Annotated in this window: 24 protein-coding genes; 4 read left to right on the top strand and 20 right to left on the bottom strand. The window is 37.4% G+C overall.

Going from position 1 to position 26423, the window contains the following annotated elements; all coding sequences use genetic code 11:
• Window positions 1-113: 113 nt before the first annotated feature.
• The 15 genes from ACZMIG_RS07790 to ACZMIG_RS07860 all read right to left on the bottom strand — a co-directional run bounded on the left by ACZMIG_RS07790 (window position 114) and on the right by ACZMIG_RS07860 (window position 15327).
• Window positions 114-1511 (bottom strand): glycoside hydrolase family 28 protein, encoded by a 1398-nt coding sequence (locus ACZMIG_RS07790; RefSeq protein WP_482694188.1) that lies wholly within the window; start codon window positions 1509-1511, stop codon window positions 114-116.
• 109 nt (window positions 1512-1620) lie between these two features.
• Window positions 1621-3297 carry a peptide MFS transporter gene (locus ACZMIG_RS07795; protein ID WP_021855448.1) on the bottom strand — a complete coding sequence of 559 codons (1677 nt, stop codon included), beginning with the start codon at window positions 3295-3297 and terminating at the stop codon, window positions 1621-1623.
• 438 nt (window positions 3298-3735) lie between these two features.
• Window positions 3736-5166 carry an L-fucose/L-arabinose isomerase family protein gene (locus tag ACZMIG_RS07800; RefSeq protein WP_021855449.1) on the bottom strand — a complete coding sequence of 477 codons (1431 nt, stop codon included), beginning with the start codon at window positions 5164-5166 and terminating at the stop codon, window positions 3736-3738.
• Window positions 5167-5193: 27 nt separating this feature from the next.
• The gene (glpK, locus tag ACZMIG_RS07805) at window positions 5194-6675 is read right to left on the bottom strand and encodes a glycerol kinase GlpK (RefSeq protein WP_487889412.1); all 1482 of its coding nucleotides are present in this window, start codon (window positions 6673-6675) and stop codon (window positions 5194-5196) included.
• A 31-nt stretch (window positions 6676-6706) separates the two neighbouring features.
• Complete coding sequence (locus tag ACZMIG_RS07810; RefSeq protein WP_021855451.1) at window positions 6707-7645, bottom strand: transketolase family protein; 939 nt, start codon at window positions 7643-7645, stop codon at window positions 6707-6709.
• Between the two features lie 2 nt (window positions 7646-7647).
• Window positions 7648-8484: a transketolase gene (locus ACZMIG_RS07815; RefSeq protein ID WP_021855452.1), complete on the bottom strand. Its 837-nt coding sequence runs from the start codon at window positions 8482-8484 to the stop codon at window positions 7648-7650.
• Between the two features lie 679 nt (window positions 8485-9163).
• Window positions 9164-10132 carry a permease gene (locus ACZMIG_RS07820; protein WP_053398567.1) on the bottom strand — a complete coding sequence of 323 codons (969 nt, stop codon included), beginning with the start codon at window positions 10130-10132 and terminating at the stop codon, window positions 9164-9166.
• Window positions 10133-10185: 53 nt separating this feature from the next.
• Window positions 10186-10632, bottom strand: a complete 447-nt coding sequence (locus ACZMIG_RS07825) for an arsenate reductase ArsC (protein ID WP_021855455.1) — start codon at window positions 10630-10632, stop codon at window positions 10186-10188.
• Complete coding sequence (locus ACZMIG_RS07830) at window positions 10629-11342, bottom strand: aromatic aminobenezylarsenical efflux permease ArsG family transporter (protein WP_487889413.1); 714 nt, start codon at window positions 11340-11342, stop codon at window positions 10629-10631. The genes ACZMIG_RS07825 and ACZMIG_RS07830 overlap by 4 nt, the downstream gene beginning before the upstream one ends.
• A 9-nt stretch (window positions 11343-11351) precedes the next feature.
• Window positions 11352-11756: a nitrophenyl compound nitroreductase subunit ArsF family protein gene (locus ACZMIG_RS07835; RefSeq protein ID WP_053398565.1), complete on the bottom strand. Its 405-nt coding sequence runs from the start codon at window positions 11754-11756 to the stop codon at window positions 11352-11354.
• Between the two features lie 13 nt (window positions 11757-11769).
• A complete protein-coding gene (locus ACZMIG_RS07840) occupies window positions 11770-12000 on the bottom strand; it encodes a thioredoxin family protein (protein ID WP_021855458.1) in 231 nt (76 codons plus the stop codon).
• Window positions 12001-12068: 68 nt separating this feature from the next.
• Window positions 12069-12398, bottom strand: a complete 330-nt coding sequence (locus tag ACZMIG_RS07845; protein ID WP_021855459.1) for an ArsR/SmtB family transcription factor — start codon at window positions 12396-12398, stop codon at window positions 12069-12071.
• A gap of 189 nt (window positions 12399-12587) precedes the next feature.
• The gene (locus ACZMIG_RS07850; RefSeq protein WP_487889414.1) at window positions 12588-13712 is read right to left on the bottom strand and encodes an MFS transporter; all 1125 of its coding nucleotides are present in this window, start codon (window positions 13710-13712) and stop codon (window positions 12588-12590) included.
• 56 nt (window positions 13713-13768) lie between these two features.
• Entirely contained in the window at window positions 13769-14590 is an 822-nt protein-coding gene (panB, locus tag ACZMIG_RS07855; protein ID WP_053398563.1) for a 3-methyl-2-oxobutanoate hydroxymethyltransferase, read from the bottom strand.
• 77 nt (window positions 14591-14667) lie between these two features.
• The gene (locus tag ACZMIG_RS07860) at window positions 14668-15327 is read right to left on the bottom strand and encodes an HAD family hydrolase (RefSeq protein ID WP_418874320.1); all 660 of its coding nucleotides are present in this window, start codon (window positions 15325-15327) and stop codon (window positions 14668-14670) included.
• Window positions 15328-15559: 232 nt separating this feature from the next.
• Here ACZMIG_RS07860 and ACZMIG_RS07865 point away from each other — a divergent pair, with 232 nt between their 5' ends.
• The 4 genes from ACZMIG_RS07865 to ruvC are packed head-to-tail and all read left to right on the top strand — an operon-like array spanning window position 15560 to window position 18125.
• Window positions 15560-16255, top strand: coding sequence for an RsiV family protein (locus tag ACZMIG_RS07865; protein ID WP_418874299.1), 696 nt, complete (start codon window positions 15560-15562; stop codon window positions 16253-16255).
• A gap of 6 nt (window positions 16256-16261) precedes the next feature.
• Window positions 16262-16882, top strand: coding sequence for a 16S rRNA (guanine(527)-N(7))-methyltransferase RsmG (gene rsmG, locus ACZMIG_RS07870; protein ID WP_418874300.1), 621 nt, complete (start codon window positions 16262-16264; stop codon window positions 16880-16882).
• A gap of 15 nt (window positions 16883-16897) precedes the next feature.
• Entirely contained in the window at window positions 16898-17542 is a 645-nt protein-coding gene (locus ACZMIG_RS07875) for an MBL fold metallo-hydrolase (protein WP_053398559.1), read from the top strand.
• A 16-nt stretch (window positions 17543-17558) separates the two neighbouring features.
• Window positions 17559-18125 carry a crossover junction endodeoxyribonuclease RuvC gene (gene ruvC / locus ACZMIG_RS07880; RefSeq protein WP_021855466.1) on the top strand — a complete coding sequence of 189 codons (567 nt, stop codon included), beginning with the start codon at window positions 17559-17561 and terminating at the stop codon, window positions 18123-18125.
• A 624-nt stretch (window positions 18126-18749) separates the two neighbouring features.
• Here the strand turns inward: ruvC and ACZMIG_RS07885 are convergent.
• The 5 genes from ACZMIG_RS07885 to lepA form a co-directional block, all read right to left on the bottom strand.
• Window positions 18750-20159 (bottom strand): glycoside hydrolase family 57 protein, encoded by a 1410-nt coding sequence (locus ACZMIG_RS07885; RefSeq protein ID WP_053398558.1) that lies wholly within the window; start codon window positions 20157-20159, stop codon window positions 18750-18752.
• Between the two features lie 53 nt (window positions 20160-20212).
• The gene (locus ACZMIG_RS07890) at window positions 20213-21481 is read right to left on the bottom strand and encodes a glycosyltransferase family 4 protein (protein ID WP_125104320.1); all 1269 of its coding nucleotides are present in this window, start codon (window positions 21479-21481) and stop codon (window positions 20213-20215) included.
• A 16-nt stretch (window positions 21482-21497) separates the two neighbouring features.
• Window positions 21498-23441, bottom strand: coding sequence for a glycogen debranching enzyme N-terminal domain-containing protein (locus ACZMIG_RS07895; RefSeq protein WP_487889415.1), 1944 nt, complete (start codon window positions 23439-23441; stop codon window positions 21498-21500).
• A 521-nt stretch (window positions 23442-23962) separates the two neighbouring features.
• Window positions 23963-24559, bottom strand: a complete 597-nt coding sequence (locus tag ACZMIG_RS07900) for a Crp/Fnr family transcriptional regulator (protein ID WP_021855470.1) — start codon at window positions 24557-24559, stop codon at window positions 23963-23965.
• Window positions 24560-24585: 26 nt separating this feature from the next.
• Complete coding sequence (lepA, locus tag ACZMIG_RS07905; RefSeq protein ID WP_418874302.1) at window positions 24586-26367, bottom strand: translation elongation factor 4; 1782 nt, start codon at window positions 26365-26367, stop codon at window positions 24586-24588.
• Window positions 26368-26423: the final 56 nt, after the last annotated feature.

Here is a 26423-nt window from a genome sequence, read left to right on the forward strand (position 1 = left end):
CAAAGAGGATGTCTTTCTTTTTTAAGACGCCCTCTTTGTTATAATGTATTTATCTTATCATGATTTTACTTTATACATGCTAATTGCAATGTTTGCATGACACATAATTATCACTATTTCACAAATAATTTATCTGCAGATGAAGCCTGAGAGGGTACACCAACACGTCCACCAATATGGCAACTTCGCATCTCAACGTTCAACGTATTGTCAAAACTTACAGCATTATCCACCTCTTGAATTTCAACATTGCTAAAAATAACATCTGACATCGGTTTCTGAGACGTACCCTGTAATACTAGTCCTGCCTTTCTTACTTTACGGCAAAAAAGACTGTCAACATAAATATTCTTTACATCTGTATAATGAATATTATTAAGTCCTTCGCCAGCATACATACTTGTAACATAGAACAAGTCTTCTACTTCATCAAACCTACAATTCTTCACATATATATTTTTGATAAATCCACCACGATCAGGATTGGTCTTAATATATATTCCACGTTTACAATAACCACCATATGTGCAATTCTCGACAAAAATATTTTGAACTCCTGAAGACATTTCGCTGCCAAGCACTACAGCATGCAAACCTTTAAAACGGCAATTACGTATAATAATGTTTTCAGAAGGCATAGTTGATGCCCATCCGTCATTGTCTCGTCCACTTTTTATTGCAATATTGTCATCACCATTATTAAACTCAATATTCTCTATCAAAATATTTCGTGAACACTCAGGATCGATACCATCATTATTCACAAGTTTTGCATCGTAACGAAGGGAACGGCATATGACATTCTCGCTCTTAAGTAAATGAATACACCAAAAAGGCGAATTAGTTATAAACACATCAGATAAGGTTATATTTTTACAATTGTAGAATTGTATAAGCTGTGGTCTTAACCAAAAACCGTTACCAAAACGACGCAATTCAATGGGAATCTCTTCATGATTCATTTTACGGCTGAGAGCCTGCCCTTCCTTCTGCTTTGACTTCCATGTTGCAAACGTTGAAGAGGCATTGCCATCTATTTTTCCTTTGCCAATTATTGATATATCATGAAGATTATATCCATAAATAAAGGGACTGTAATTATATAAGAATGTACCTTCCCAACTTGTTTTAACGAGAGGAAGATAATATTTAGGATTAGAATCAAATTTTATAATAGCCCCATCCATAAGTTCAAGACACACATTGCTCACAAAATGTATGGGTCCTTTAAGCAGGAACGTTCCAGATGGCACTATAATATGAGCCCCACCCTGCTTCGCTGCACTTTGCATTGCTTTGTCAAAAGCCGGCTTATCATTTTTAACCCCATCTCCAATGGCCCCAAAATCTGTGATACTAATTATATTGTCTGAAATTTTTGCTCCTGTAATAATGGATAACAACGAATCACGTTTGTTAATCCGCTCTGATTCTATACTACGAAAAGTGTCAGCAGATATTTTTTGAAAGCCCAAAAGCACAAATAAGAATGCATACAAAATTATCCTCATAATAAAAGCATATAGTAAAAAATAGATTAGTTCAAAAAATACGACAACCGGATAGCTTCTTTTATAGGCTATCCGGTTGTTATCTATTTGATATAATTATTTTCAGGCATTAGCATACCTTCTCCAAACGTTTCATAATAGAGAAGATAAACACTGCAGATATTAAACAGAGTACAACAAGAATACCCCACAAGATCCACAATGGCAGACCGCCCCATAGCATACCGATAATAGAAACTAAATAGTTACCAATGGCAGTTGCTGCAAACCATCCACCCATCATAAGTCCCTTATACTTTGGAGGAGCAACCTTTGATACAAAAGAGATACCCATCGGAGAAAGGAACAACTCGGCAAATGTAAGAACAAGATATGTGCCGATTAGGAGGTTTGGAGTTACACGATAATCACCCGTAGTTGATGCAAGTGCATCTGGAACAGGAAGTCCAAATGAACCAAGAACCATGATCATGAAACCAACAGCAGCGATAAACATACCTATACCTATTTTACGTGGTGCAGAAGGTTCCTTGCCTTTATTAGCCAAATAGCTGAACACAGCCATAGAAACGGGAGTAAGTGCAACGACGAAGAACGGATTAAACTGCTGGAACTTCTGAGGGAGGATACTGATAGACTCATCCATTGCATTGTAATTAAAGTACAACACAATAAGTGAAACTATAGTAACAATTGTAGAAATGATTTTACCTTTTGATTCTTTTGACTGGAATATAGCAAATACTCCGTAAACAGCGATTGCAATGAGTACCAGATTCCATACGTCAAAGCCAATACGTGTAAGTCCTGTGGCCGTTGCAGCCGTATAGTCACGCGCAAAGAAGGTAAGTGTAAGACCATTCTGATGGAATGCCATCCAGAAGAAAATTACAACAGCAAACACTAAGCAAAGAGCTACTACACGTGACTTTGTCTCTGCAGGAGTAAGTTCTTGAACATGAACTGAAGATTCGCCGTTATTTTCTGCTTCCTGCTTAACATTCACATCTGCATGCTTAAATGTCTTACGGCCTAAAACATAAATAAGCATAGAAATAATCAATGATACACATGCTACAGCAAATCCCATGTGATATGACTGTGAAAGCACGTTGATGTAGTCGTTTGCAAAATTTGTAAGAGAAGAAGCGTCAGTTGCAACATTCTGAGAAGATGCCAAAGATATAAACTTCGTCAAAGCCTCTCCAGAAAGAGTACCATCAAGATACTGGTGTGCAAGGGCAGGAATATCACCATTATAAACATAATTATGGGTTTTCATATACCAGTCTGTGATCTTCTCAGCCGCTGTTGGTGCAAAAAGTGCACCAATATTAATTGCCATATAGAATATTGAGAAGGCTGTATCACGTTTTGCAGAATACTTTGGATCATCATAAAGATTACCAACCATTACCTGCAAGTTGCCTTTAAAAAGACCGGTACCTAGGGCTATCAGGAATAAAGATCCTACCATGGCAGCAATTCCTACAGCATTATTGCCAGTAGGTATCGCCAGACATATATAGCCGACAAACATAACTACGATTCCGGATGTCACCATCTTGCCGAAACCAAATTTATCAGCCAATATACCGCCTACAACCGGGAGGAAATAGACCAATGCCAAGAATCCGGCAAAGATATTGGATGTAACTGTGGCTGTAAAGCCAAACTTAGCCTGCAAGAATAATGTAAAAATTGCAAGCATTGTGTAATAACCGAAGCGTTCGCCCGTATTTGCAAGCGCTAACGCATAAAGCCCTTTAGGCTGTCCTTCAAACATATAATATCTACTTTTTAAATTATTAATATTTATTTCATTTCATAGTATTTTTACAAACATACAAGACAATAAACACAGAAAGTATTTTTATCTTATATTTTCATTATGCAAATATACACAATCCACACTATAAATGAAAATTATTGGTAAATATTTTTATATGAAAAACTATTTCTTCCATAAAGAAATAGGATCATTATGCAAGTTTAATACATATATTTTAACACAAAACGGATTTTATGTCTTCCATAATCTAAATATTCATACCTTATAAGTATCTTTATGTTTTCTCTATAATAAAGAAAATGTCTATATAACTTCAACCAAAAATCAATTGATAGAGAAAAGAAAACCTAACTTTGCTATCAAAAAAGACAGCAAAGTTAGGCAACTAAACAAAAGTCTTGCAGTTATAAATAACAGCAAGACTTTTATTATTTATTCATGAACATAAATATCCCAACCAAGATAATTTTCTACGGCCTCACTCAATATATCTACTACATCAGTGCGAACCATTGCCACATGATGTTCAAAGCCGTTCTTGCAAATAAACTTCATAAGTTTCTGCAAATTGTTCACTTTGGTGACAGCTATACATCCATCCATACCATATGGGTCATTTGTAAGCTCTCCCTTTCCGAGATAACTCTTTATACAGCCGAGCGTATCATCCGTAGAGATGCGGAAGTATGTAAAATCTCCTTCAGTGCATTTTCCATACACAGCACCGAATGTATTAACCTTACCCAAGGTTCTGCCAAGAACACCAAGCGGTCCAAGCTTAAGGTCGTTATTAACAAAACTCTTCGGGAAGTTTCCACAGTGAGTACATACACATTTATTACGGTCTTCAGCAAAGTTGTTATTCCAATCTAGCAATGCAGCCGGTTTGCCTGAAGCAAGACTCAGAGCATACATAGACACCGCTCCGGCGATATCAGTTTCACAAGCACAAGGAATAAGCTTTTCGCCAAGCATACTCATTGTAACGCATGCTGCGCATCCATAGTTCTGCTCAAGAGAATCCCAACACTGAATTGCAGCTGCATCAACCTCATTAGTCTGTATCCATTCTTCTACTGCCAATCCGAACTTAGCCTGTAATGCCAACTTTTCCTGATAAGCCTCTGGTACCTTTGCATAATGGCTTATCTCCTCCATTTTTGCCTTCAAAGCAGATGCTTCATTATCTATTTTTCTTGCATTGAAAAGAATCTCACTGAGGTCTACAGGCACAACAGTTATACCACTTGCCTGGAGAAGTTTCTCACTTGCACGACATGTGTTAAATCCGAGAGGACGTGTACCAATCTGGCCTATACGTGCATGAGTAAGTTTACGTACAACACGGCAGATGGCAGCAAACTTGTTGATATCCTTCATCAGCAGGTCGCTGTGTATAGAATAGGTATGGAATGTTGTGTCTGTAAACGGTATTCCATACTGATACAGGTTGTTACAAACAGATATCTTTCCACAGAAGGCATCACGGCGGCTATCAAGATCAACTTTGTCGTTTTGGTCGTCGCAAGCCTGCACCAGAACAGGTACATGCAACTCTGCGCGACTGATAGCATTGATTATTCCTACTTCAAAGCCAAAGTTAGGCAGAGACACAATTATTCCGTCGATGTCATCACGGTTAGCACGGAACAGCGCAGCACATTTTTTGCCGTCTTCAACCGTCTCCATAGAACCACCGGTAGGAGTGTCCTGCTCATCCAATATAACATAGCCGTATCCGGCTTTATCTAACTCTTCCAACAACGTCTTACGTACATCAACAGCCAACTCTGAGTTGAAATACGCACGGGTACCGATAATCAGTCCAAACGTTTCCTTTCCTGTTTTAGCTTGTTTCTTCATAGTGTTTTCGTCTTTATTATTTATGATTTATTTTCTATTAACAGTATGTATGGCCTCTGTCCAACCAGCATAAAGGCGTTCATGCTCGTCACATGACATGGCTGGGAATATACGGTTGTCAGATGTGCGCAATGCAGCCACCTCATCCATATCCTTCCAAACCTTGCGTGCCAGACCATTCATAATCATAGCTCCCATTGCCGATGCCTCTTCTATATCAGAGCGATTGATGCATGCATCAAGCATGTCTGCCTGAAATTGCATCAAAAGTTGATTCTTTGTAGGTCCTCCGTCCACACGCAGCTCCTTTAAAGTTATTCCGGCTTGTTTTGTCATCAGGTCAATCAAATCTTTTATTTGATAAGCTATTGCCTCCAATGCAGCCCTACAGATATGTCCTTTCTCTGTAGCCAAAGTCATTCCACATATCATAGCCTTTGCCTGAGAGTTCCACCACGGAGCACCGAGACCAGCAAATGCCGGTACCATATAAACTCCTCCGTTATCCGGAACTTCAAGAGCAAACTTCTCTATCTCCGCAGGACTTTCAATAAGATGCAGGTTGTCAGTCATCCATTTGATTGTCGCACCCGTACAATGAATATTTCCTTCAAAAGCATAGAAAATCTTGCCTTTTGCAGCAAAGCCAACTGAAGTTACGAGACCTTCGGGAGCAGCCACAGCGTTTTCACCGATATTCACCATAACAGACGAACCTGTTCCATATGTTGCTTTACCCATACCAGCCTCAAAACACATCTGACCAGCCAAAGCACCATGTGAATCGCCAAGCATACCGGCAATAACAATAGGCTCATCAAAAACTCCCTCTACAGTTGTTTCACCAAATACAGAATCGCAAGGCATAGGTTTTGCCATCATATTGCGTGGTATTGTCAGCAAGTTGAGGAGTTCATCATCCCAGTCTAATGTATGGATATTAAACAACATTGTACGCGACGCATTGGTATAGTCTGTCACATGCTCCTTGCCACCTGTCAGTTTCCACACAAGCCATGTGTCAATCGTACCCATCAGAAGTTCCCCATTATCTGCAGCCTGACGTGCTCCCTGAACATTATCCAATATCCATTTGACACCGCTAGCTGCAAAATATGGGTCAATGAGCAGTCCGCTACGCTCACGAATCAGGTCTGTATATCCACGCTCTCTCAATTCATTGCATATAGCTGCTCCACGCTGACACTGCCAAACCACGGCATTGTATACCGGCTTACCAGTAAAACGGTTCCAAACCACAGCCGTCTCACGCTGGTTTGTAATTGCCAAAGAATAAGATGCTTCGGCATCATCTACAGTCTTAACCACCTCACGTATGGCTTCGACCATATTATTATATATCTCCTCTGCATCATGCTCAACCCATCCCGGCTGAGGATAATATTGCTTATGGGCAACATTCTTACGACAGACCAACTGGCAATGCTCGTTAAAGAGCACTGCCTTTGTGGCTGACGTACTTTGATCAACGGTTATAATATATCTCATTTCAAAACCTTCTATAAGTTACTCAAGGCTTTTACTTCAAAAAGTCTTTAGCTGTAGCATAAATGCCTTCAGCATCTAACTTATAATAATGGAATATCTCCAATGGCTTGCCATGAATAGCGTTTTCGTCAGGAATACCGAGTATACGCATAGGAACAGGGCAATTCTGACTCACTGTTTCTGCAACAATTGCTCCCAAGCCACCATACATGCTATGCTCTTCTACTGTCATTATTCGTCCAGTCTCGCGTGCAGCCTTAACTATAGCCTCAGTATCAGCTGGTTTAAGAGTATGCATGTCGATGACACGAGTGCTTATACCCTCCTCTGCAAGGCGCTTTCCGGCCTGAAGAGCATGCCAAACAGTTTCACCAGTAGCAATAATTGTCAGGTCCTTACCATCCTGAAGCTGTATAGATTTTCCAATCTGATAATCAAAATTATTATCTTCATAAACATCAGGAACAGCATTACGGCCAACGCGAACATAAACAGGATGAGGATAATCTACAAGCTGCTCAACAAGTTTACGTGTCTGTCGTGCATCGCAAGGAAGTACAACTTGCATGCCGGGGAATGTGCGCAGCACAGCAATATCATGCAAACTATGATGAGTGGCGCCCAAAGCTCCATATGCAACGCCACCACTTACGCCCAGGATCTTAACCGGTTGGCCTGAATAAGCCACGTCAACCTTTACCTGCTCAAGACTGCGTGCTACATAAAAGCATGCAGGACCACATACGAACACTTTTTTTCCGCATGAAGCCAAACCGGCAGAAATGCCTACAGCATCCTGCTCTGCAATACCGCACTCAACAAACTGCTCAGGCAATTCTTTTGCAAAGTCAGTCAGAGTAACCGAGCCACGGGCATCGGTCGTTACGGCTACAATATTCTTATCTTTTTTACCAAGTTCAACCAGTGCATCGGTAAAACTTTTACGGCAAGCAACACTTTTTATTTCCATTGTTAACAATTCTTTTTAAGTTCTTCAATACGGTTAGTAATCTCAGCGATAGCTTTCTCATACTCCTCTGCCGTAGGCACGCCATGATGCCATTTCAGCACATTTTCCATGTATGAAACGTGGAAGCCCTTTGTTGTATGAAGCACAACCATGTGAGGCTTTCCGTTGTTATAATCTATCGATTCAAGGCAGTTAACAATAGCCTCAATATCGTTGCCGTCAACATCATATACATCCCATCCGAAAGCCTTCCAGCGCTCGTTAAGAGACTCAAGTTTCATCACATTCTCAGTTGTGTCACTTATCTGCAAGCCGTTTCGGTCTATCATTGCAACAAGATTATCCAACTTATAATTGCTTCCGGCCATGGCTGCCTCATATATTGAGCCTTCGCCCTGCTCGCCGTCGCCCATAAGTACAAATGTACGATAAGGCTTCTTATCCATTTTTGCAGCAATGGCACAACCTACACCAATTGAAAGACCGTGACCTAATGCACCGCTGTTAAACTCTATACCCGGGACTTCAACCGTAGGATGACCTGCCAACACTGACAGATAATCGCCATAAGTGTCGACAAGTTCTTTTGTTATGAAACCTTTTGCCTCGAGCACACAATAAAGTGCTTCCACACAGTGACCCTTGCTCATAATGAAACGGTCGCGCCCTTCCATTTTCGGATTCTCAGGGTTTACGTTCATGACACGCATATACAATGCTGTCAATACATTCAAAGACGAGAGATCGCCGCCGATATGACCGGCTTTGGCTTTATATACGACCTCTAACAAACGTTTTCTGATTTCCTCGCATTTCAATGTCAACTCAGGAATGCTCATTAATTTGTCCATATTTATATTGGTATTATTAAAATATATCTACTTGTAAATGGTTTTCATAATGTAATTACAAATTTAAACATTATTTTTTATAAGCTATTGCAATGTAACAAAAAACAAAGCAGAATAACATAAAACAAGGATGTTTCAACCACCCTAAATATTCGACTGACTTTTCGTCAAATTGTACTATTACGGAACTGTTAAATTTATTCTATTTTCATTTAAAGCTCTCAGAATAGCCATGCTCAAAGCAAATACGACTAAAACATCAAAATTTTACGCAAAGCACTGCTTATCGGTAATTATCTGAAAATCAATGTATTATATAATTCTGTATTTTGCATCAATGACAATACCATCGTCATTAACGGCCTTTTACAAGATAAAAGGTCATATTTTACATAATAAAAGAATGTATTTTGCTATAAAACTCAGCACATTTTAAGTGAAAAACAACTGATTTTTCAAAGTAAAATCAGTGAAAAAGGACGTAAAACTTAATAAAAGCCGCTTTACATTACGGCTTTTATTAAGAAAACACGGAACATTTTTTCTAGAACAGGAAAAAATAATGACAAAACTTTTTACTACTTACGCTATTAACAATTGTCCTATTTACGAACATCCGCATATGACCATTCAACATCAGACGCCCTGAACAGGACAGCCCAATTTATCACAAGATGATGTTGAACAAGTAACCGGAGATAATTATAAATAACGTTATTGTCCCAAAGAAAATGCCGATGAGACGCCATGTCATAACTTTTTTAAGAAGTGTTGCTTCCGGCAAAGACAAGCCCACAACAGCCATCATAAAAGCAAGAGCCGTGCCCACAGGAATGCCTTTTGCCACAAACACCTCAATAACAGGGACTATTCCTGCTGCATTGGCATACATGGGAACTGCAAACAGAACAGAAAGAGGAACAGCAAACCAATTTGTCTCTGACATATACTGTTCAAAAAAGCCTTCTGGTACATAACCATGCATGAAAGCCCCAATGCCAATACCTATTACGACATAAAGCAACACACCCTTAACTATACCTAACGATTCTTTTACTATTATCGGCAAACGCTGCATGAACGGAGTATTGTCTCGTTCCCATGCATTGGAACCGGCGATGGAATTAAGTTGAATCTGCCTTACCCAATCGCTCAGATAACGCTCTAGTCTCATCTTTCCCAAAATGTAACCGCCAATCATTCCAAGTAAAATGCCGCTTATTACATATATGGCAGTTATCCTTATGCCGAATGTTCCGATAAACATTGCTACAGCCACCTCATTTACCAATGGTGAGGTTATAAGATATGCAAAAGTAACTCCCAATGGTATTCCGCCCTTTACGAAGCCTATAAACAATGGTATTGACGAACAGGAACAGAATGGCGTTATTGCACCAAACAGCGAAGCGAAAAAATACTGCAAGCCATATAACTTACGCGAAACCAGATATTCGCGCAGACGCTCTATTGGAAAATATGCATTAATAATGCCCATGATTATACTAATCAGAAGCAACAGCAGCAATATTTTAATCGTATCATAAAAAAAGAAATTAACTGACGATCCCAACGCCGTACCTGCATTAAGACCAAACACATCATACACAAGCCAATCTGCAAAACTTTGTATCATAATATCACATCTTTTATGTTTGTAAAAACACGAACAGAAAATATAAAAAAATACTATTCACACACGCAGCGGGGCAGTTCCGCTTTTTTTATTTCTGTCAGATAAAATCTGGCAAAGGCATTTTTAATCTCGTCGCGCACTCTCCTAAATTCCGTCATAATAAAATTTACGTCACCCGACAATCTTGAAGGATCATCAAAACCGATATGCAACCTCTTGCCCACCCTGCCTTTAAATGCCGGACATGTTGCATCGGCATCGGAACATACTGTTATGACGTAATCCCAATACTCATCAAGATATTCCATCACATTCACAGGAATATGACTACTTATGTCAACTCCGGCCTCTTTCATTACGGCCACAGCTTTCGAGTTTACCTGTTCAGCCGGCTTTGTTCCGGCTGAACGTACATAAAGACTATCGTCAAACGACTGCAAGAAACCATGCGCAATTTGACTCCGGCAACTGTTTCCGGTACACAATATCAAAATTTTCATATCAAATTATACATCATCAAGCCATAATATATTCCGACAAATATAAACACGACTGCAACTATACGGCTGAACCATTTCTGAAAGACTTGCATTTTATTGTAGAATTTTCCTATTCCGGACACACTATAGGCTAATACCCATGCCGCCAGCATGACCGGCAAGCCTGTAGCCAGGGCATAGACAACGGGCAGGAAATAGCCCTCACCTTCCATAGCAGCCATAGGAATAAGCATACCAAAATAAAACAGTCCGCTTGTAGGACAAAATGCCATAGCAAATAATATCCCAAGAAGGAGGCTGCCACATGCTCCTTTCAGCCTTTCAGTCCTTTCCGAGGCACTGAAGCCAAATTTCGGCAAATGAAGTTTGTCGCTAAAAAGCATAAACAAGCCGATTAGAACCAATGCTGGAGCAAGAAGCAGCTCGCCCCACTCGCTAACACCTTTTTGTATAAAAAACATGTCGGCTCCACGCCTAAGCAACACTATAAGTATTGCGCCAAGGACGGAATACGCAATCATACGGCCGGCTGTGTATAACAAACCATTCAAGAATATGCGATTACGGCTGTCAAGATTTTTACTGATAAAACCTATTGCAGTAATATTGGTTGCAAGAGGGCAAGGACTTACAGCTGTAAGCAGCCCAAGCAAAAATGCTGTAACAACAGGTATCTCGCTGCTATCAAGCAAGCTTTGCAAGTATTCCATACGTAAATACTATTTCAACAACTGATTAATCTTTTTCTTAAGCTCGGTTTTAAATTGTGCCGTATTATTTCTGGCATACTTAAAACCCATACGTGTCAGGTCATTCCTTTTTTCTTTTCCGTTATTCCATCCGTTTACATATAACGAAGACCAGCTGACACGATATTTATCGGCTATCTTTTCGCCTTGAGGTGTAGAAATATCAACCTCTTTGAAACGCACCTTGCCGCTCTTGACAAACTTGGCAAAATCGTTATACACAACTTCTTTGGTGTATTTTTCAATAGCTCTACATGTCGGACATCGCTGTTTGCCATGAAAATAAATAACCTCAACATACTTGCCGGTTTGTGCAAAAGCCCATCCTGTAGACAAGAACATGCACAATAATGAAAGCAACACGAATTTCTTCATAGTTTCAATATTCTTATTTTGTCAAAATTGTGCGTATCTCATCTTTAGTTATACGTCCTTTGGCTACAACTTTTCCATCAACAACCAAAGCAGGAAGACTCATGACGTTATATTCCATTATTTTCATCAAATCCTCCTCTTTCACTAAATCAGCTTTTAAGCCTAACTCATTAACAACCTGCTCTACCGCAGAATAAAGTGCCCTACAATTTGCACATCCAGTACCTAAAACTTTAATTTCCATTTTACAATATTTATTAGTTAAACGTTATTCGCAAAACAACGAACATAAGACATAAAAAGAGAAGGTTGTCAGTCGCAACACCCTCCTGCTTTACATATGCATTGCCCAAAGAAGTCTGAGAATAAGGCTTTAGCCAAATTCCAATTCTCATTATTAATACAATATTTCACTTTAGGAGCCTCTACCTCACCCTGTATCAGACCGGCATCTTTAAGTTCCTTTAGATGCTGAGAAACAGTAGCCTTTGCAATAGGAAGCTCTTCATTAATGTCACCAAAATAGCAAGTTTTTTGCTTTGCCAAGAAATTCATTATGGCAATACGTGCCGGATGGCCCAATGCTTTTGCAAATCTGGCAAGCCTTTCCTGCTTTATTGTATAATCCCTTTTTTCATCCATATAATCAAATGTTGTTCGCAAATATACGAACATATTTTTAAATCAACAAATATTATTATATTTTTTTGACCAAATGGCTTTAAAAAAGAATAATGACGGAAAGCAGAACAAAGTCTATATTCCCCGCCATTATTCTTTTCTGGCACATTCAGAATAAAACTATCTAAATATGCACGAAAGTTTATATTCCTATCTGTTCTTATTTTTAATATACCAAGTATGCGTAAACAGCAGATACATCAGCATGGCCATACACAATATTGTCAATGCCACAATGTACATAGCACTAATGTCATTATAGAAAAAATAATATCCCAAAAATATTCCTAAAGAAATACCAAATTCCCATGACAAGAAAAACGTGCTTTGCGACGTTCCACGCTGACAATGAAGGCTTAACTTCAGAAAGAACAAAAGAAAACGTGCTCCAATTATGCCAATTCCACATCCCAACAATGTTGGTGAAATTAAATTAATCGCATTCCTGTCACCCGAAAAATACATCAGGCACGCTGCCATCATCAGCAATATTCCAGTGACAACCTCACTCTTTAATTCTGCATTTACGAACACAAAACGCTGCGACAACATAGCAAGAATAAATCCCGCCATCAGCATGGCGTAAAAAGTGGCCGTATGTTCTGCGGACAGAAACAACCCTACGACAACGGCAACCAATGAAAGATTTAGAAACAGCCATTTGCCTTGAGGAAGAAAGAATCTATCTAATGAAACCTTACATATCACATCTTCAGGTGCTCTGAACGGAAACTTCACCGATAATATCAAAAACGTTGACAATAAGCACAATACAGCAGAAATTAAAGTAATAGTGCTAACGCTCAACATTGGCATGAGTAATATCGACATTAATGGTCCAACAGATAATGCCAATCTGGAAAACCAAGCAGAAGAATGATTTGCTTCTGTACGTTGGAAAGACTCGCATGTATCAATTATTAATGTACTGGACAATACCATCTGAGCTAAGCCAAAGGCGGCTCCCTGAATAAACCGAAGCACAGGAATCAGTATGTATCCCTCTATCTGAAATACATGCCCACGCTGCATGTAGTAAAGTGCGCAAAAACATATGACCAATACCCAAATTGATCTGATACATACAAGATTTCTGCGATACTTCTGCACAAGATAGGAACAAAAAAAGCCAAGAGAAAAAACTCCCAGGCCAAATATTCCTAATGATACAGCTACTACACCAGGCGAAAATCCGGCATCCTTTATCATCCATATTGGCAATAAGGGTATTTGGATATAAACGGCAACTGTCAATAACAAATTGGCTACCGCCATTAGCCAAAAATCCTTATGCCAAAGCTTTACATGTACTGGAGTATTTTGTGTGTACATTAATAAGATTCGTTTTCATTCGGGAAGGAGCAATCTTTCACGTCAGTGATGTATTGTCCTATTGCATCTGTCATGATGCTATTAAGATCTGCATATCTACGTAAGAAACGAGGATTAAATCCTTTTGTTTTACCTAACATGTCATCAACAACAAGAATCTGACCGTCAGTGCCATTTCCTGCACCAATACCAATTGTAGGTATATGAATTTCCTTTGAAACTTCTGTAGCTAAAACAGATGGAACCTTTTCAAGGACCAAGGCAAAACACCCTGCCTCAGAAAGCAACTTGGCATCTGAAAGCAATTTATTAGCCTCTGCATCATCTTTAGCACGTACAGCATAAGTGCCAAACTTGTTGATGCTCTGTGGTGTCAGACCGAGATGGCCCATTACAGGAATTCCAGCATCAAGTATACCTTTTATCGTGTCTATAATTTCAGCACCACCTTCAAGCTTTAAAGCATCGCATCCGCTTTCCTTCATTATGCGGATAGCATTCTTTATGCCTTCCTTGCGGTCAACCTGATAACTGCCGAACGGCATGTCACATACAACTAAAGCACGACTAACTCCGCGTACAACAGATTTTGCATGATAAATCATCTGATCTATTGTTATAGGCAACGTAGTTCCGTTACCAGCCATAACATTTGAAGCTGAGTCACCAATCAATATTCCATCAATACCGGCTCCGTCTACAATGCTTGCTGTCGTAAAATCATAAGATGTCAGCATAGATATTTTTTCTCCACGCTGCTTCATCTCAATAAAACGATGGGTTGTTACCTTACGGGTGTCGTTAACCAAATATCCTGTCATATTTATCTTTTATTTGATATGTTTTGAGTATTTACAATTAAACCCCTATCTTAAAATTGGCTGCAAAATTAATGCTTTTAAATTAAGTTACACAATATTTTGCATAAATTTTGATAATTAAGCCCTTTGAAATCAGATATGACATAATCGGAATATGGAGAAATCGACTCTTTTGTATTTGTTGTAGCCAATCCGACAACCATCATTTGTGCGGCCCTTCCCGATTTCAATCCGTTAAAACTATCTTCAAAAACAACACATTCATCATGTGACAGACCAAAGTGTTTTGCACCTTTTAAATAACAATCAGGATCTGGCTTGCTTCTCTCAAAATCCTCAGAAGTAAGTATAATATCAAATAATGATTTAAATTCTGGTCTTGACTCATACACTGAATTCATTTTCATTATATTAGAACTGGTAACTACCGCTGTCTTTATATTATTCTCCTTAAGATCCTTGATAAAATCAATAAATCCGTCTACATACTCGAACTTCATTGTATGCTCAAATTCATCGAGTCGCTTTACTATTTCAGACTGTTCTTTCTCCATTCCTGCAAAATACTTATCAAATATTTGCACAAGAGTTTGTCCTTTGATGGTATATTCCAATCCTGGTTTATCCGGATGATATAAACGGCACTGATTACCCCAGAAAACAGTATACTGGTCCTCTGTATTAAAGACAACACCATCTAAATCAAAAAGTGCTGCACGAATATGTTTACTTGCCATAACTAATATAATTTTTACGGCTGCAAAATTAATCAATTTATAAAATAAAACAGAAATTATTTGTGGTTTTCCTTGGTTTGATTTAATTTTGCAATTAAATAGTGATAAAATGAGAAGATTAATAATTTCCTTATGCTTTGTTTTTTCCGTATTATCAATAATTTGTTCATGCGGAGGCACATCTAGTTCTAATAAGAGTGGAACGGACAGCATCATGTTTGACAGTATCAAAATGGATTCTACCGTATTTCTTACAGAAGATACGGCAGGTCCACGATGCCATATCAGTTTATGTCTCACTTATGCAAAAGGGAAAAACGCTGAATATATAAACGATTCTATTATAAGATCTGGAGTATTGTGTCCTGACTACTTTTCTATAACACCACAGAAAATATCTGTACCTGAAGCTGCAGACTCTTTTATAACAAGGTATCTGAATGATTATAAGGTTGATTATGGTAGTTTATATAAAGCAGACAAGACTCATGGCAGTTCATACAATTGTGAATATATTGTCAAAACATATGTCAGCCAAGAAGCTGAAGATTACTATACCTATATAGCAAACATTTATAGTTATGGTGGCGGTGCTCATGGGAGTTCTGTTATAATAACAAAGAACATAGATAAAAAAAGCGGTAAAATTGTTTCATTAAAAGACCTTTTTGTACCTGGTTATGAAATTGAGCTGAATGATTTGATTGTAAAAAATCTATGTAAGACATATAATGTGAAAAATTTGAATGAACTTAACGAAAAAAGCATCTTTATGGGTATAGATGTTTACCCTTCAGATAATTTTATAATTAATGATGATGGAATAACTTTCATTTATTCGCCTGACGAAATTGCATATCATGCAGCAGGAGAAATTAGAGTTGATATTAGTAATTCTGAATTGGAAAATCTTTTTAAGAAGAAATAATGCCTAATGGAGACAATATTAAAATATTTCAGAAAACTTACAGATGCTCAAAAGCAGCAGTTTGAAGCATTGTATGATTTATATCACGACTGGAACAATAAAATAAATGTTATATCAAGAAAAGACATTGATTCTTTATATGAACATCATGTTTTACATTCCCTGGCAATAGCTAATGCGATAAAATTCAGACCTGGAACAAAAGTATTAGATTTTGGTACCGGAGGCGGATTTCCTGGTATTCCTCTTGCAATAATGTTTCCTGAAACTCAATTCAAATTAATAGACGGTACAGGTAAAAAAATATTAGTTGTAAATGAAGTCTCGAAAGCTATCGGGCTGAAGAACTGTGAAGCTGAACAAATAAGAGGTGAAAACGAGCAGGGTAAATATGATTTTGTCGTTAGCAGGGCTGTAATGCAATTGCCTGATTTAATACGCATAATAAAGAAAAATATAAGTAATAATCACCGCAATTCTATGCCCAATGGCATATTCTGCCTCAAAGGAGGAGACGTCTCTAATGAAATAAGCAAGTTTAAGCATATTGCAGAAGTTACAGATATAAGCAAAATGTTTAATGAAGAATGGTTTAAGAATAAATATCTTATTTACGTTCCACTTTAAGTTATATTAAATGCAATGCTGAACATACAAAGAATCGTATGTAACATGTTTCAAGAAAACTGTTACATTGTAAGCGATGACACCAAAGAATGTGTTATCATTGATTGTGGTGCTTTTTATGAAGAAGAGAAAAAGGAAATTACAAATTATATAAGAGACAACCAACTCATTCCAAAACATCTGCTTTGTACACATGCACATATTGATCATAATTTTGGGAATTATGCTATATGTAAAGAATTTGGGCTTAAACCGGAAGTATGCATTAATGATAAAATATTGATGCATAAATTAAAAGAACAAGCCTATACTTTTATCGGATTAACTTACAACGAAGAAATCCCTGAAGTTGAAAAATATTTAAAAGAAGCAGATACAATTTCATTTGGTACACATTGTTTCAGCATACTGCAAACCCCAGGCCATACGCCCGGTTCCGTATTGTTTTATTGTAAAGATGAATCTATAGCATTTTCTGGAGATACCTTATTTAGAATGAGTATAGGCAGGACAGACTTTGAATTTGGTAGTTATAATGAAATAATAAATAGTTTAAAGAAAATTGCCTCGTCTCTCCCTGCAGAAACAATAATACTTCCTGGGCATGGCGACAAGACAACACTCAAAGACGAGATAACATATAACCCATATTTTAAATAAATATTTAAACAACGTAATGACAATTAAACCGGAAAAGATTATATTAGGCATAGACCCCGGAACAAATATAATGGGATATGGGTTGCTCAAAGTTAATGGCAACAAAGCTTCTATGATGGCTATGGGTGTCATAGATATGAGAAAAATTCATGACCCATATCTAAGACTAGGACGCATCTTCGACCGAGTGAGTAGTCTTATAAAAGAATTTTTACCTGACGAAATGGCGATTGAAGCACCTTTTTTCGGTAAAAACATACAATCGATGCTCAAACTTGGCAGAGCACAAGGGGTTGCTATTGCAGCAGCGATACACTACGATATTCCAATACACGAATATGCCCCATTAAAAATTAAAATGGCAATAACAGGACAAGGCCTTGCCTCAAAAGAACAAGTTGCCGGTATGCTCAAACGTTTATTAAATATAAAAGAAGAAGAATTGACCCCATTTATGGATGCAACAGATGCATTGGCTGCTGCATATTGTCATTTCCTGCAGTCTAACGCCCCAACTACAAGCCATACATATAGAAGTTGGAAAGATTTTATAAATAAGAATAAAGAAAAAATACATGCCTAAAAGAAAAGATTTACTTTTCTCAGAAGCAAATATAATAAAAGAAATAGTAAACACACGGTTAAATTCAGTAAACCACATTTGTCCTTTTTAGAAAGAAGATTAAACTGCTTATCAATGTCGATAAATTAAGATTCTAACAATTCTAAAACAATATCAGTGGTAAGCTTTTTCTAATTCGCATCTCAAAATCAATAATCTATTTCAGCCGATATTTCAACATGCAGATTATCATAGTTGCAATAATACTCATCTCCGGCATCGTATATATTGGTATAAAAATATATCGAACATTTACACACAATAATGGTCCATGTACAGGATGTCCTCTTAGTGATGCATGTTCAAAAGGAAAAAAGAAAGACAATTGTAAATCTCCGAAAAATCAAATAACATAAAATATTAGACTATAATTTTAAGTTTTTAAATTCTAGAAAACATTATATATAATTTCGATGAGATATGGAATAATTGAAATTATGCAATAAATTATATCCTAACAAAACGATACCGCACACGTTTTTTATTATAAAATAGATAGTATCTTAATGATAGCAAAATTGAGACTTGCCACAAATTAAATGACAAGTCTCAATCCTTTGTTCATCATAATATAATTGTCAAATATTATTTTTCAGTATCAGGAGTCTTCGAGGCGACCCTTTTTGTTGATGTTCTCTTTGCTGCTGGTTTTGCAGATTTTGCCTTTTCCATCTTCACCTTTAATTTTTCTTCAGCAGCCTGCATCTTTTCAACTTTGGCTTTTAGGCGTACAATTTCTTTATCCTTCATTTCGATTTCATCACCTTGATTCTTTATGGTTGTAAGTAAAGAATTAAGTTCTTCATTGTCAATCTCCTCTGGATAAAGTGTATTCACACGATTCATGAAATCACCTAATATATTCATGTAATTTGTAAAGGCATCAAAAGGAGAACTGTAGATACCTCTATCTAAACCAACATTTGATGGTTTGGTTGTCATAAATCGGAAATTATTGCTTGCCTGTAAGTAATCCCAATCCTGGTTAATGCGCGGATCATTTGCAATCCTGACACGATCTGCAACACTATATAATTTGTTAAATGCTTCTCTTTGCATCGGATTTCCGAGCCAGCAACTTACGTCACGCTCCTCGTCTACCCAAGATAAAGTGTCGGGAACATCCAAATCGCCAACACTATTCATCTTTAAACAAATTTCTGTCGGTGTAGAGAAATTGATGCCTCTAGCTTTTGCACATGCTGGCAATGCTTTTATAAACTCAAGTATATTTGAAGATAATGGTTGAGCAATTCCTATAGCAGAAAGCTCCATAAAAATATTAATTATTTGTTCATTTTCCGGAAGAGATGCAATTCGGTCCATATAATTGTCAGCAAACAAAGGATACCCATCCCATTCACTGTTATTAAAACGTAAACTTACATCATCACTAAGTTCAATATCTCTTAATAACAGTTTAAGATTTGGAGCCATCGGACAATTATAAACATAATGTGGAGACTTCCATCCCAAAACATGTTTTGCACCTTCAGTAAGCATTCCCTTGAATCCCATCGCTGCCGCTTGTGCACCAATAGAATCTGTATAAATCAGAGAAGAGTTACGCAACACTGTAGGTTTCTTACCAAAATATTCCTGCATTTTTGCAGCCTGTTTCTTAACATCATCTGCAAATGTCTCTTCGTTGACAAGAGAAGACAAACCATGCGAATATGGTTCTGCGAGAAATTCTACACACCCAGTGTCATTTAATTCTTGCAATTTGGTTATTACCTGAGGAGCATGCATCTCCAACTGCTCTAAACCTACGCCAGAAATAGAAAATGCAAGTTTAAAATATTTTCCATTATCACGAATCATTTCTTGAAATGCATTTAATGCAGGCATATATGAGCGCTCCGCGATATCACTTATACTACGCTCATTTTCAAAATCATCATAATAATAATGGTCAGTTCCTATATCAAAGAAACGATAACGTTTTAAATGAATAATTTGATGTATTTCAAAATATAGGCATATTGTTTTCATAGCAAAAGTCTTTTTTATTTGTATTTGTCTTAAATATTATTTGTTGTATATGATTATCTGTACCCTAAAGTACGTTCATAAAGTTCACGTATCCATAAACCAACTTTCTCCCACGTAATTTCGTCAACTTCACGCTTACCCTCACTTTGCAGATATTTAAACAGGCTTTCATTGTGGCAGATTGAATAAATTGAATCTGCAAGTGCATGGATATCCCAATAATCAACTTTAATACAATTGGTCAGTATTTCAGCACATCCACTTTGCTTTGATATAATAGTTGGAGTACCGCATTGCATGGCCTCCAGCGGAGATATTCCAAAGGGTTCACTAACAGACGGCATTACATATACATCAGAATCTTTAAGGCATTCATAAACTTGCTTGCCACGCATAAAACCGGGAAAATGGAAACGGTCAGCAATACCACGTTCAGCTGCAAGATATATCATTGCATCCAACATGTCACCACTTCCAGCCATGCAAAAACGCACATTTCTTGTACGATGTAATACCATATTTGCAGCTTCAACAAAATACTCAGGTCCTTTTTGCATTGTTATTCGTCCCAAGAAAGTCACAACTTTTTCCTTATTCGTATGATCTGGACGCGGGATATCTTGTAATTCCTGACGCAATGGATATACAGCATTATGTACAGTAAAGCATTTACGTGGGTCTTGATGATACTGATTAATCACCGTTTGACGTGTGAGTTCACTAACACACATTATACAATCAGCATTATCCATACCATCTTTCTCTATAGAATAAACAGTAGGATTCACCTTGCCACGGCTACGGTCAAAATCCGTTGCATGAACATGTATACACAAAGGCTTTCCACTAATCTTTTTTGCATGTATTCCAGCCGGATATGTAAGCCAATCATGTGCATGTATAATATCAAACTCCTGTTGACGTGCAACGACGCCAGCAACAATTGAATAATTGTTTATTTCACTATGAAGATTGTCTTGATATTTACCGGAAAATTCAATACAACCAAGGTCATTTACCAACATGTAATTGAAATCAGCATATATGTGATCCCGCATTTTGTAGTACAAATCCGGATCCATTATATTACCGACACGTTCTTTCACATAATCATAATTTACATCACGATAAACTACAGGAACGGCATTCATTGCAATAACATTCAAGAAGCTGCGATCTTCATCACCCCATGGTTTAGGAAGACAAAATGTTATTTCAACGTCTCCCTGAGCAGCCAAACCTTTAGTTATACCATAACTTGCAGTTCCAAGACCTCCCAAAATATGAGGAGGATATTCCCAACCAAACATTAAAACTTTCATTATAGTCCCTCCTCGATTATTTTACATATGAATATTTTTCCAAAAGATTTAAAGTACGAAGAATTTCAGCGACATTCATAGCATAAGATATCGCTCCTCTAGCCTTGAATGGCGGATTACCATCGAATAGTTCCGGAATAGTTCCTAGACAATTAATAATCATCTCATCCTCGTATCCAACCATCTGCCTTTCAATAAAACTTAATCTTGTACGTTTATATAGTTTTAGACAAGCCTCCATATAGAATCCGCCAAGCCAAGGCCATGCAGGACCTTGATAATAAGAGTAATCACGATTTGCTCCTGAACATACAGGACTATAACCTCCGCTCTTAGGTGAAAGCGAACGTAATCCTTTAGGAGTTAACAATTCACGTGTACAAATATCCAAAACACTTTTTTTCTGTTCTGGTGATAAAGGAGAATAATCAAAAGCAACCGGGAATATCATGTTCGGGCGCACACTCCAATCCATCATATTGCCATCCACATAATCAAACAGATATCCATAATCATTCAAGAATGTCCTTACGAATGATTGTTTACATGATTCTGCCAAGTCTTCCCATTGGTTAGCTTTTGTCTCATTGTTATTCTGCTTTGCTAATTTAGCTCCAAACTTAAGTGCATTAAACCATAGAGCATTAAATTCCACTATATAACCAGATCTTGGTACAACCGGCTTACCATTAACAATAGAGTTCATCCATGTTATCGGCTTATCATGGCCATTTGCATAAAGAAGACCATTAGTGTCGAGACGCAAATTTGGATGTTTGCCGTCTATGATATAACATATAATATCACTTATCAACTTACCATACATGCTTATGCATTTTTCGTCACCGGCAGACTTTGCATATTGCTGTATAGCCCAAATTGCCCATAACATAACATCCGGCTGATCTATCTCCGTAATTTTAACTGTAAGTGGCTTGTTTTGCATAAACTCTCTCAACCCCTTTTCTGCCGTTTTCATAACAAGTTCAAAATAATCTTGCTCGTCTATTGAAAGGGTTAGTCCAGGAAGAGATATAAATGCATCACGAGCTCGGCATTTAAACCACGGATATCCAGCAAGAAGATACCTCTCTGTCTTATTGGCACTATTATGAAACTGATGGGCCGCATTCACTAAACAATGGAAAAAATTGTCACGCGGAGAACGGTCATCTACTTCTTTGTCAAAAAGGTGCTTCATTGTACTTGTTTTAATTTCAGAAGTTGAAGCTGCAAATACAATACTTTCACCTTTCTTTATGTTCATCTCAAAATATCCGGGGACATATAGGTCTTCAACATAAGAATAGCCGCGTTCTTGCTCTTTCGGATATTCGATGCCACGATACCAATCAGGGACAAAAACAAATTCATTTGCCTTGCTAAACTGCATATATAGATCAGGATAACCTGCATACATACAAGTTTTAATACCATTGTCAACCATCTGAAAGTCGCGGCTGGCTGTATTGTTCTCATGCGTGCATTGGTTAACACTTCTAAATGCCATGAAAGGCTTGAATCTTAAGGTTGTTTCACTATGTGCATCCAACAATGTATAACGTATCAATATACGATGCTCGTAATGCTGAAAAACAACTTCTTTTTTCAAGAGAACTCCTCCAACACGATAAATTGTTGTAGGCACTTTTTCACAATAAAATTCACGAATGTATTTATGCCCTTTTGGACTAAAGTTATTACCTTGATACTTATGCAGTCCTAAATTGAACTCAGCACCATGCTGAACCACAGTAACGTCTAACGATGAAAGCAAAACATGATTATCATCATCTAATTCCGGAACAGGAACAACAAGTAAACCATGATACTTACGAGTGTTACAATCCACAATTGTAGAACATGAATAAGCCCCTGAACGGTTTGTACGCAACAACTCTCTTGAAAGAGATTCTTCAAGATTAGTCATAAGAGCTTTTTCGAATCGAAGATAACTCATAGTTGTATATATATAAGATTTAAAGTTTGCATTTCTTAAATCATTTTGAGACCAATTGATCCTATCATCTCAAAAGACAGTTCAAAAGTACTAAAATTATTTTTAAAACAAGAACAAATTCTATTTTTTTTAATTGAATAAGCCTACTTATAAACAATTTATCATTAAGGATTCTATTTTATAGGCGTATTCTAATAAAATCCATCTGTGATTAACAGATTTCACGCCAACTTTACTTTCAAAATTGAGTAAAGTTATTAAATATAAAAGTAATTTTATGTACCATTTAAATATATACTACGGAGATATAAACCGCATCTTATATGCATAAAATTACATTATTGTAAAAACTATTCTTTACAGAAGATTGTCTTCACAAAGACAGCATTATATTTTTGACAATATTCTTCTTACAAATATTTTCAAAACTTATTAAATTAGCAGGCCTCAAGAGCTGATAATACCACAAATATTTAAAATATCTTTTATTTCTACCCATTTTAGATAGAAATAAAAGACATTTAACCTAATACTATATTAGAACGTACTCGACTTAATGTTTCGGGAGTCATCTGCAAATAGCTTGCAATATAAACCAATGGGGCACGAAGTGTTACTTGCGTAGCCAGTTTACACATTTTGCGATATCTGTCTTGCGCAGTTTCAAACCTAAGTAAATCTGCATGTATCTGTGAGAGGATTAATGACTCCTCCAATATTTTCCTGTACAATATTTGTATATTCACATTATGCAGAGCAACTTCCTCCAAACGCGCTTTTGGTAAAGCATATATCAATACAGGCTCCAAAGCCTCCACTTGCAGACTCGTAGGTTCTTCTTTAAAAAGGCTTTCTATACACATAACGATATTGCCCTCAACAGCCATATGCTCTGTAACTTCTTTACCTTTTTTAAAATAGAATTGCCTGACAAGCCCCTTCTCTATATAGTAAATGTGCTTACATATCTCGCCCTCACTTAGAATCATCTGCCCCTTTGCAAATTTCATCGGCACAAGGATATTCTCTAATATGTCTAGCTCATCATGAGTCATCGTACTATATTTACGCGCAAGCTCACGTGCTATGTCCCGTGTTGTTTTCAATACTTCCTTCATTGTGTCCTCCTTCTTCTTGATTAAGATTAATCCAATTTCAATACTGCAAGAAAAGCCTTCTGAGGTACTTCGACATTACCGATTTGCTTCATTCTCTTCTTTCCTTTCTTCTGCTTTTCAAGAAGTTTACGCTTACGGCTGACATCTCCTCCATAACACTTTGCTGTTACGTCTTTTCTGACACATTTAATTGTTTCTCTTGCTATTATTTTTGCTCCGATAGCAGCCTGAATTGCAATATCAAATTGCTGACGCGGAATCAGCTCCTTCAACTTTTCACACATACGTCGCCCAAAGGTTGCAGCATTATCCTGATGAGTTAAAGTAGACAAGGCGTCTACAGGTTCACCATTCAACAATATGTCAAGTTTGGCAAGTTTTGAAGGACGGAAGCAGTCAACATGATAATCAAAAGACGCATAACCCTTTGATACACTTTTTAATTTATCATAAAAGTCAATGACGATTTCGCCCAAAGGAATCATAAAATGAAGTTCAACTCTATTGCCACTAACATATTCTTGATTTATGAGCTCACCTCGCTTGTCAAGACACAATTTCATTATCGGGCCAATGAAATTAGAACTTGTTATTATTGAGGCTCTGATATATGGTTCCTCTATATGGTCTATCAATGTACTGTCAGGTAGTCCTGACGGATTATGTACTTCTTTAACATTGCCGTGCTTATCATAAACCATATATGAAACGTTCGGCACTGTTGTTATCACGTCCATATCAAACTCACGGTCAAGACGCTCCTGAACTATCTCCATATGAAGAAGTCCCAAGAAGCCGCATCTGAAGCCGAAGCCTAACGCTACAGACGATTCCGGTGAGAAAGTCAAAGACGCATCATTAAGCTGCAACTTCTCTAATGATGCTCTCAAATTTTCATAATCCGACGGGTCTATAGGATAAACGCCAGCAAACACCATTGGTTTCACTTCCTGGAATCCAGAGATAGCTTTCTCACATGGACGTGCCACATGCGTAATAGTATCACCGACCTTAACCTCCTTACTGTCTTTTATACCGCTGATAATGTATCCGACATCTCCAGTTGACAGCCTTTGTCGCGGAATCATATCCATTTTTAATACGCCAACTTCGTCAGCAGTATACTCCATTCCAGTATTGTAAAACTTAACTTTATCACCTTTTGCTATACTGCCATTTTCAATCTTGAAATAAGCAATAATTCCCCTGAAAGAATTGAATACAGAATCAAAAATAAGAGCCTGTAGAGGGGCATCAGGATTACCTGACGGATGATGAATACGTTCTACAACTGCATTAAGAATTTCCGGAATACCTTCACCGGTTTTTCCTGACGCACGAATTATTTCCGTTCTGTCACAACCCAACAAGTCTACAATTTCATCTTCAACTTCGTCGGGCATAGCAGAAGGCATATCTATTTTGTTTATAACAGGAATAATTTCCAAATCATGCTCTAACGCCATGTAAAGGTTACTGATAGTTTGAGCCTGAACACCCTGAGTTGCATCAACAACCAGCAAGGCTCCTTCACATGCAGCTATACTACGTGAAACTTCATAAGAGAAATCGACATGCCCCGGAGTGTCAATAAGATTAAGTATGTATTTTTCTCCGTTCAACTCATACTCCATTTGTATTGCATGGCTTTTGATTGTTATTCCACGTTCACGCTCCAAATCCATATCATCAAGCATCTGACCTTCTGTTATCTGAATGGTTTTTGTATACTCAAGAAGTCGGTCAGCTATAGTTGATTTTCCGTGGTCAATATGTGCGATTATACAGAAGTTTCTTATTTCGTTCATCAGTAATTTATTTTTGGAACGCAAATATACAAAAAAATGCATTTCGTTCCTAATAA

The sequence above is a fragment of the Xylanibacter sp. genome (assembly GCF_057607445.1).

What these genes read in the sequence shown, in the direction of transcription:
- ACZMIG_RS07790 (WP_482694188.1), bottom strand. Translation starts at nt 1,511, where the DNA reads ATGAGGATAATTTTGTATGCATTCTTATTTGTGCTTTTGGGCTTTCAA.
- ACZMIG_RS07795 (WP_021855448.1), bottom strand. Translation starts at nt 3,297, where the DNA reads ATGTTTGAAGGACAGCCTAAAGGGCTTTATGCGTTAGCGCTTGCAAAT.
- ACZMIG_RS07800 (WP_021855449.1), bottom strand. Translation starts at nt 5,166, where the DNA reads ATGAAGAAACAAGCTAAAACAGGAAAGGAAACGTTTGGACTGATTATC.
- glpK (WP_487889412.1), bottom strand. Translation starts at nt 6,675, where the DNA reads ATGAGATATATTATAACCGTTGATCAAAGTACGTCAGCCACAAAGGCA.
- ACZMIG_RS07810 (WP_021855451.1), bottom strand. Translation starts at nt 7,645, where the DNA reads ATGGAAATAAAAAGTGTTGCTTGCCGTAAAAGTTTTACCGATGCACTG.
- ACZMIG_RS07815 (WP_021855452.1), bottom strand. Translation starts at nt 8,484, where the DNA reads ATGAGCATTCCTGAGTTGACATTGAAATGCGAGGAAATCAGAAAACGT.
- ACZMIG_RS07820 (WP_053398567.1), bottom strand. Translation starts at nt 10,132, where the DNA reads ATGATACAAAGTTTTGCAGATTGGCTTGTGTATGATGTGTTTGGTCTT.
- ACZMIG_RS07825 (WP_021855455.1), bottom strand. Translation starts at nt 10,632, where the DNA reads ATGAAAATTTTGATATTGTGTACCGGAAACAGTTGCCGGAGTCAAATT.
- ACZMIG_RS07830 (WP_487889413.1), bottom strand. Translation starts at nt 11,342, where the DNA reads ATGGAATACTTGCAAAGCTTGCTTGATAGCAGCGAGATACCTGTTGTT.
- ACZMIG_RS07835 (WP_053398565.1), bottom strand. Translation starts at nt 11,756, where the DNA reads ATGAAGAAATTCGTGTTGCTTTCATTATTGTGCATGTTCTTGTCTACA.
- ACZMIG_RS07840 (WP_021855458.1), bottom strand. Translation starts at nt 12,000, where the DNA reads ATGGAAATTAAAGTTTTAGGTACTGGATGTGCAAATTGTAGGGCACTT.
- ACZMIG_RS07845 (WP_021855459.1), bottom strand. Translation starts at nt 12,398, where the DNA reads ATGGATGAAAAAAGGGATTATACAATAAAGCAGGAAAGGCTTGCCAGA.
- ACZMIG_RS07850 (WP_487889414.1), bottom strand. Translation starts at nt 13,712, where the DNA reads ATGGCGGTAGCCAATTTGTTATTGACAGTTGCCGTTTATATCCAAATA.
- panB (WP_053398563.1), bottom strand. Translation starts at nt 14,590, where the DNA reads ATGACAGGATATTTGGTTAACGACACCCGTAAGGTAACAACCCATCGT.
- ACZMIG_RS07860 (WP_418874320.1), bottom strand. Translation starts at nt 15,327, where the DNA reads ATGGCAAGTAAACATATTCGTGCAGCACTTTTTGATTTAGATGGTGTT.
- ACZMIG_RS07865 (WP_418874299.1), top strand. Translation starts at nt 15,560, where the DNA reads ATGGATTCTACCGTATTTCTTACAGAAGATACGGCAGGTCCACGATGC.
- rsmG (WP_418874300.1), top strand. Translation starts at nt 16,262, where the DNA reads ATGGAGACAATATTAAAATATTTCAGAAAACTTACAGATGCTCAAAAG.
- ACZMIG_RS07875 (WP_053398559.1), top strand. Translation starts at nt 16,898, where the DNA reads ATGCTGAACATACAAAGAATCGTATGTAACATGTTTCAAGAAAACTGT.
- ruvC (WP_021855466.1), top strand. Translation starts at nt 17,559, where the DNA reads ATGACAATTAAACCGGAAAAGATTATATTAGGCATAGACCCCGGAACA.
- ACZMIG_RS07885 (WP_053398558.1), bottom strand. Translation starts at nt 20,159, where the DNA reads ATGAAAACAATATGCCTATATTTTGAAATACATCAAATTATTCATTTA.
- ACZMIG_RS07890 (WP_125104320.1), bottom strand. Translation starts at nt 21,481, where the DNA reads ATGAAAGTTTTAATGTTTGGTTGGGAATATCCTCCTCATATTTTGGGA.
- ACZMIG_RS07895 (WP_487889415.1), bottom strand. Translation starts at nt 23,441, where the DNA reads ATGAGTTATCTTCGATTCGAAAAAGCTCTTATGACTAATCTTGAAGAA.
- ACZMIG_RS07900 (WP_021855470.1), bottom strand. Translation starts at nt 24,559, where the DNA reads ATGAAGGAAGTATTGAAAACAACACGGGACATAGCACGTGAGCTTGCG.
- lepA (WP_418874302.1), bottom strand. Translation starts at nt 26,367, where the DNA reads ATGAACGAAATAAGAAACTTCTGTATAATCGCACATATTGACCACGGA.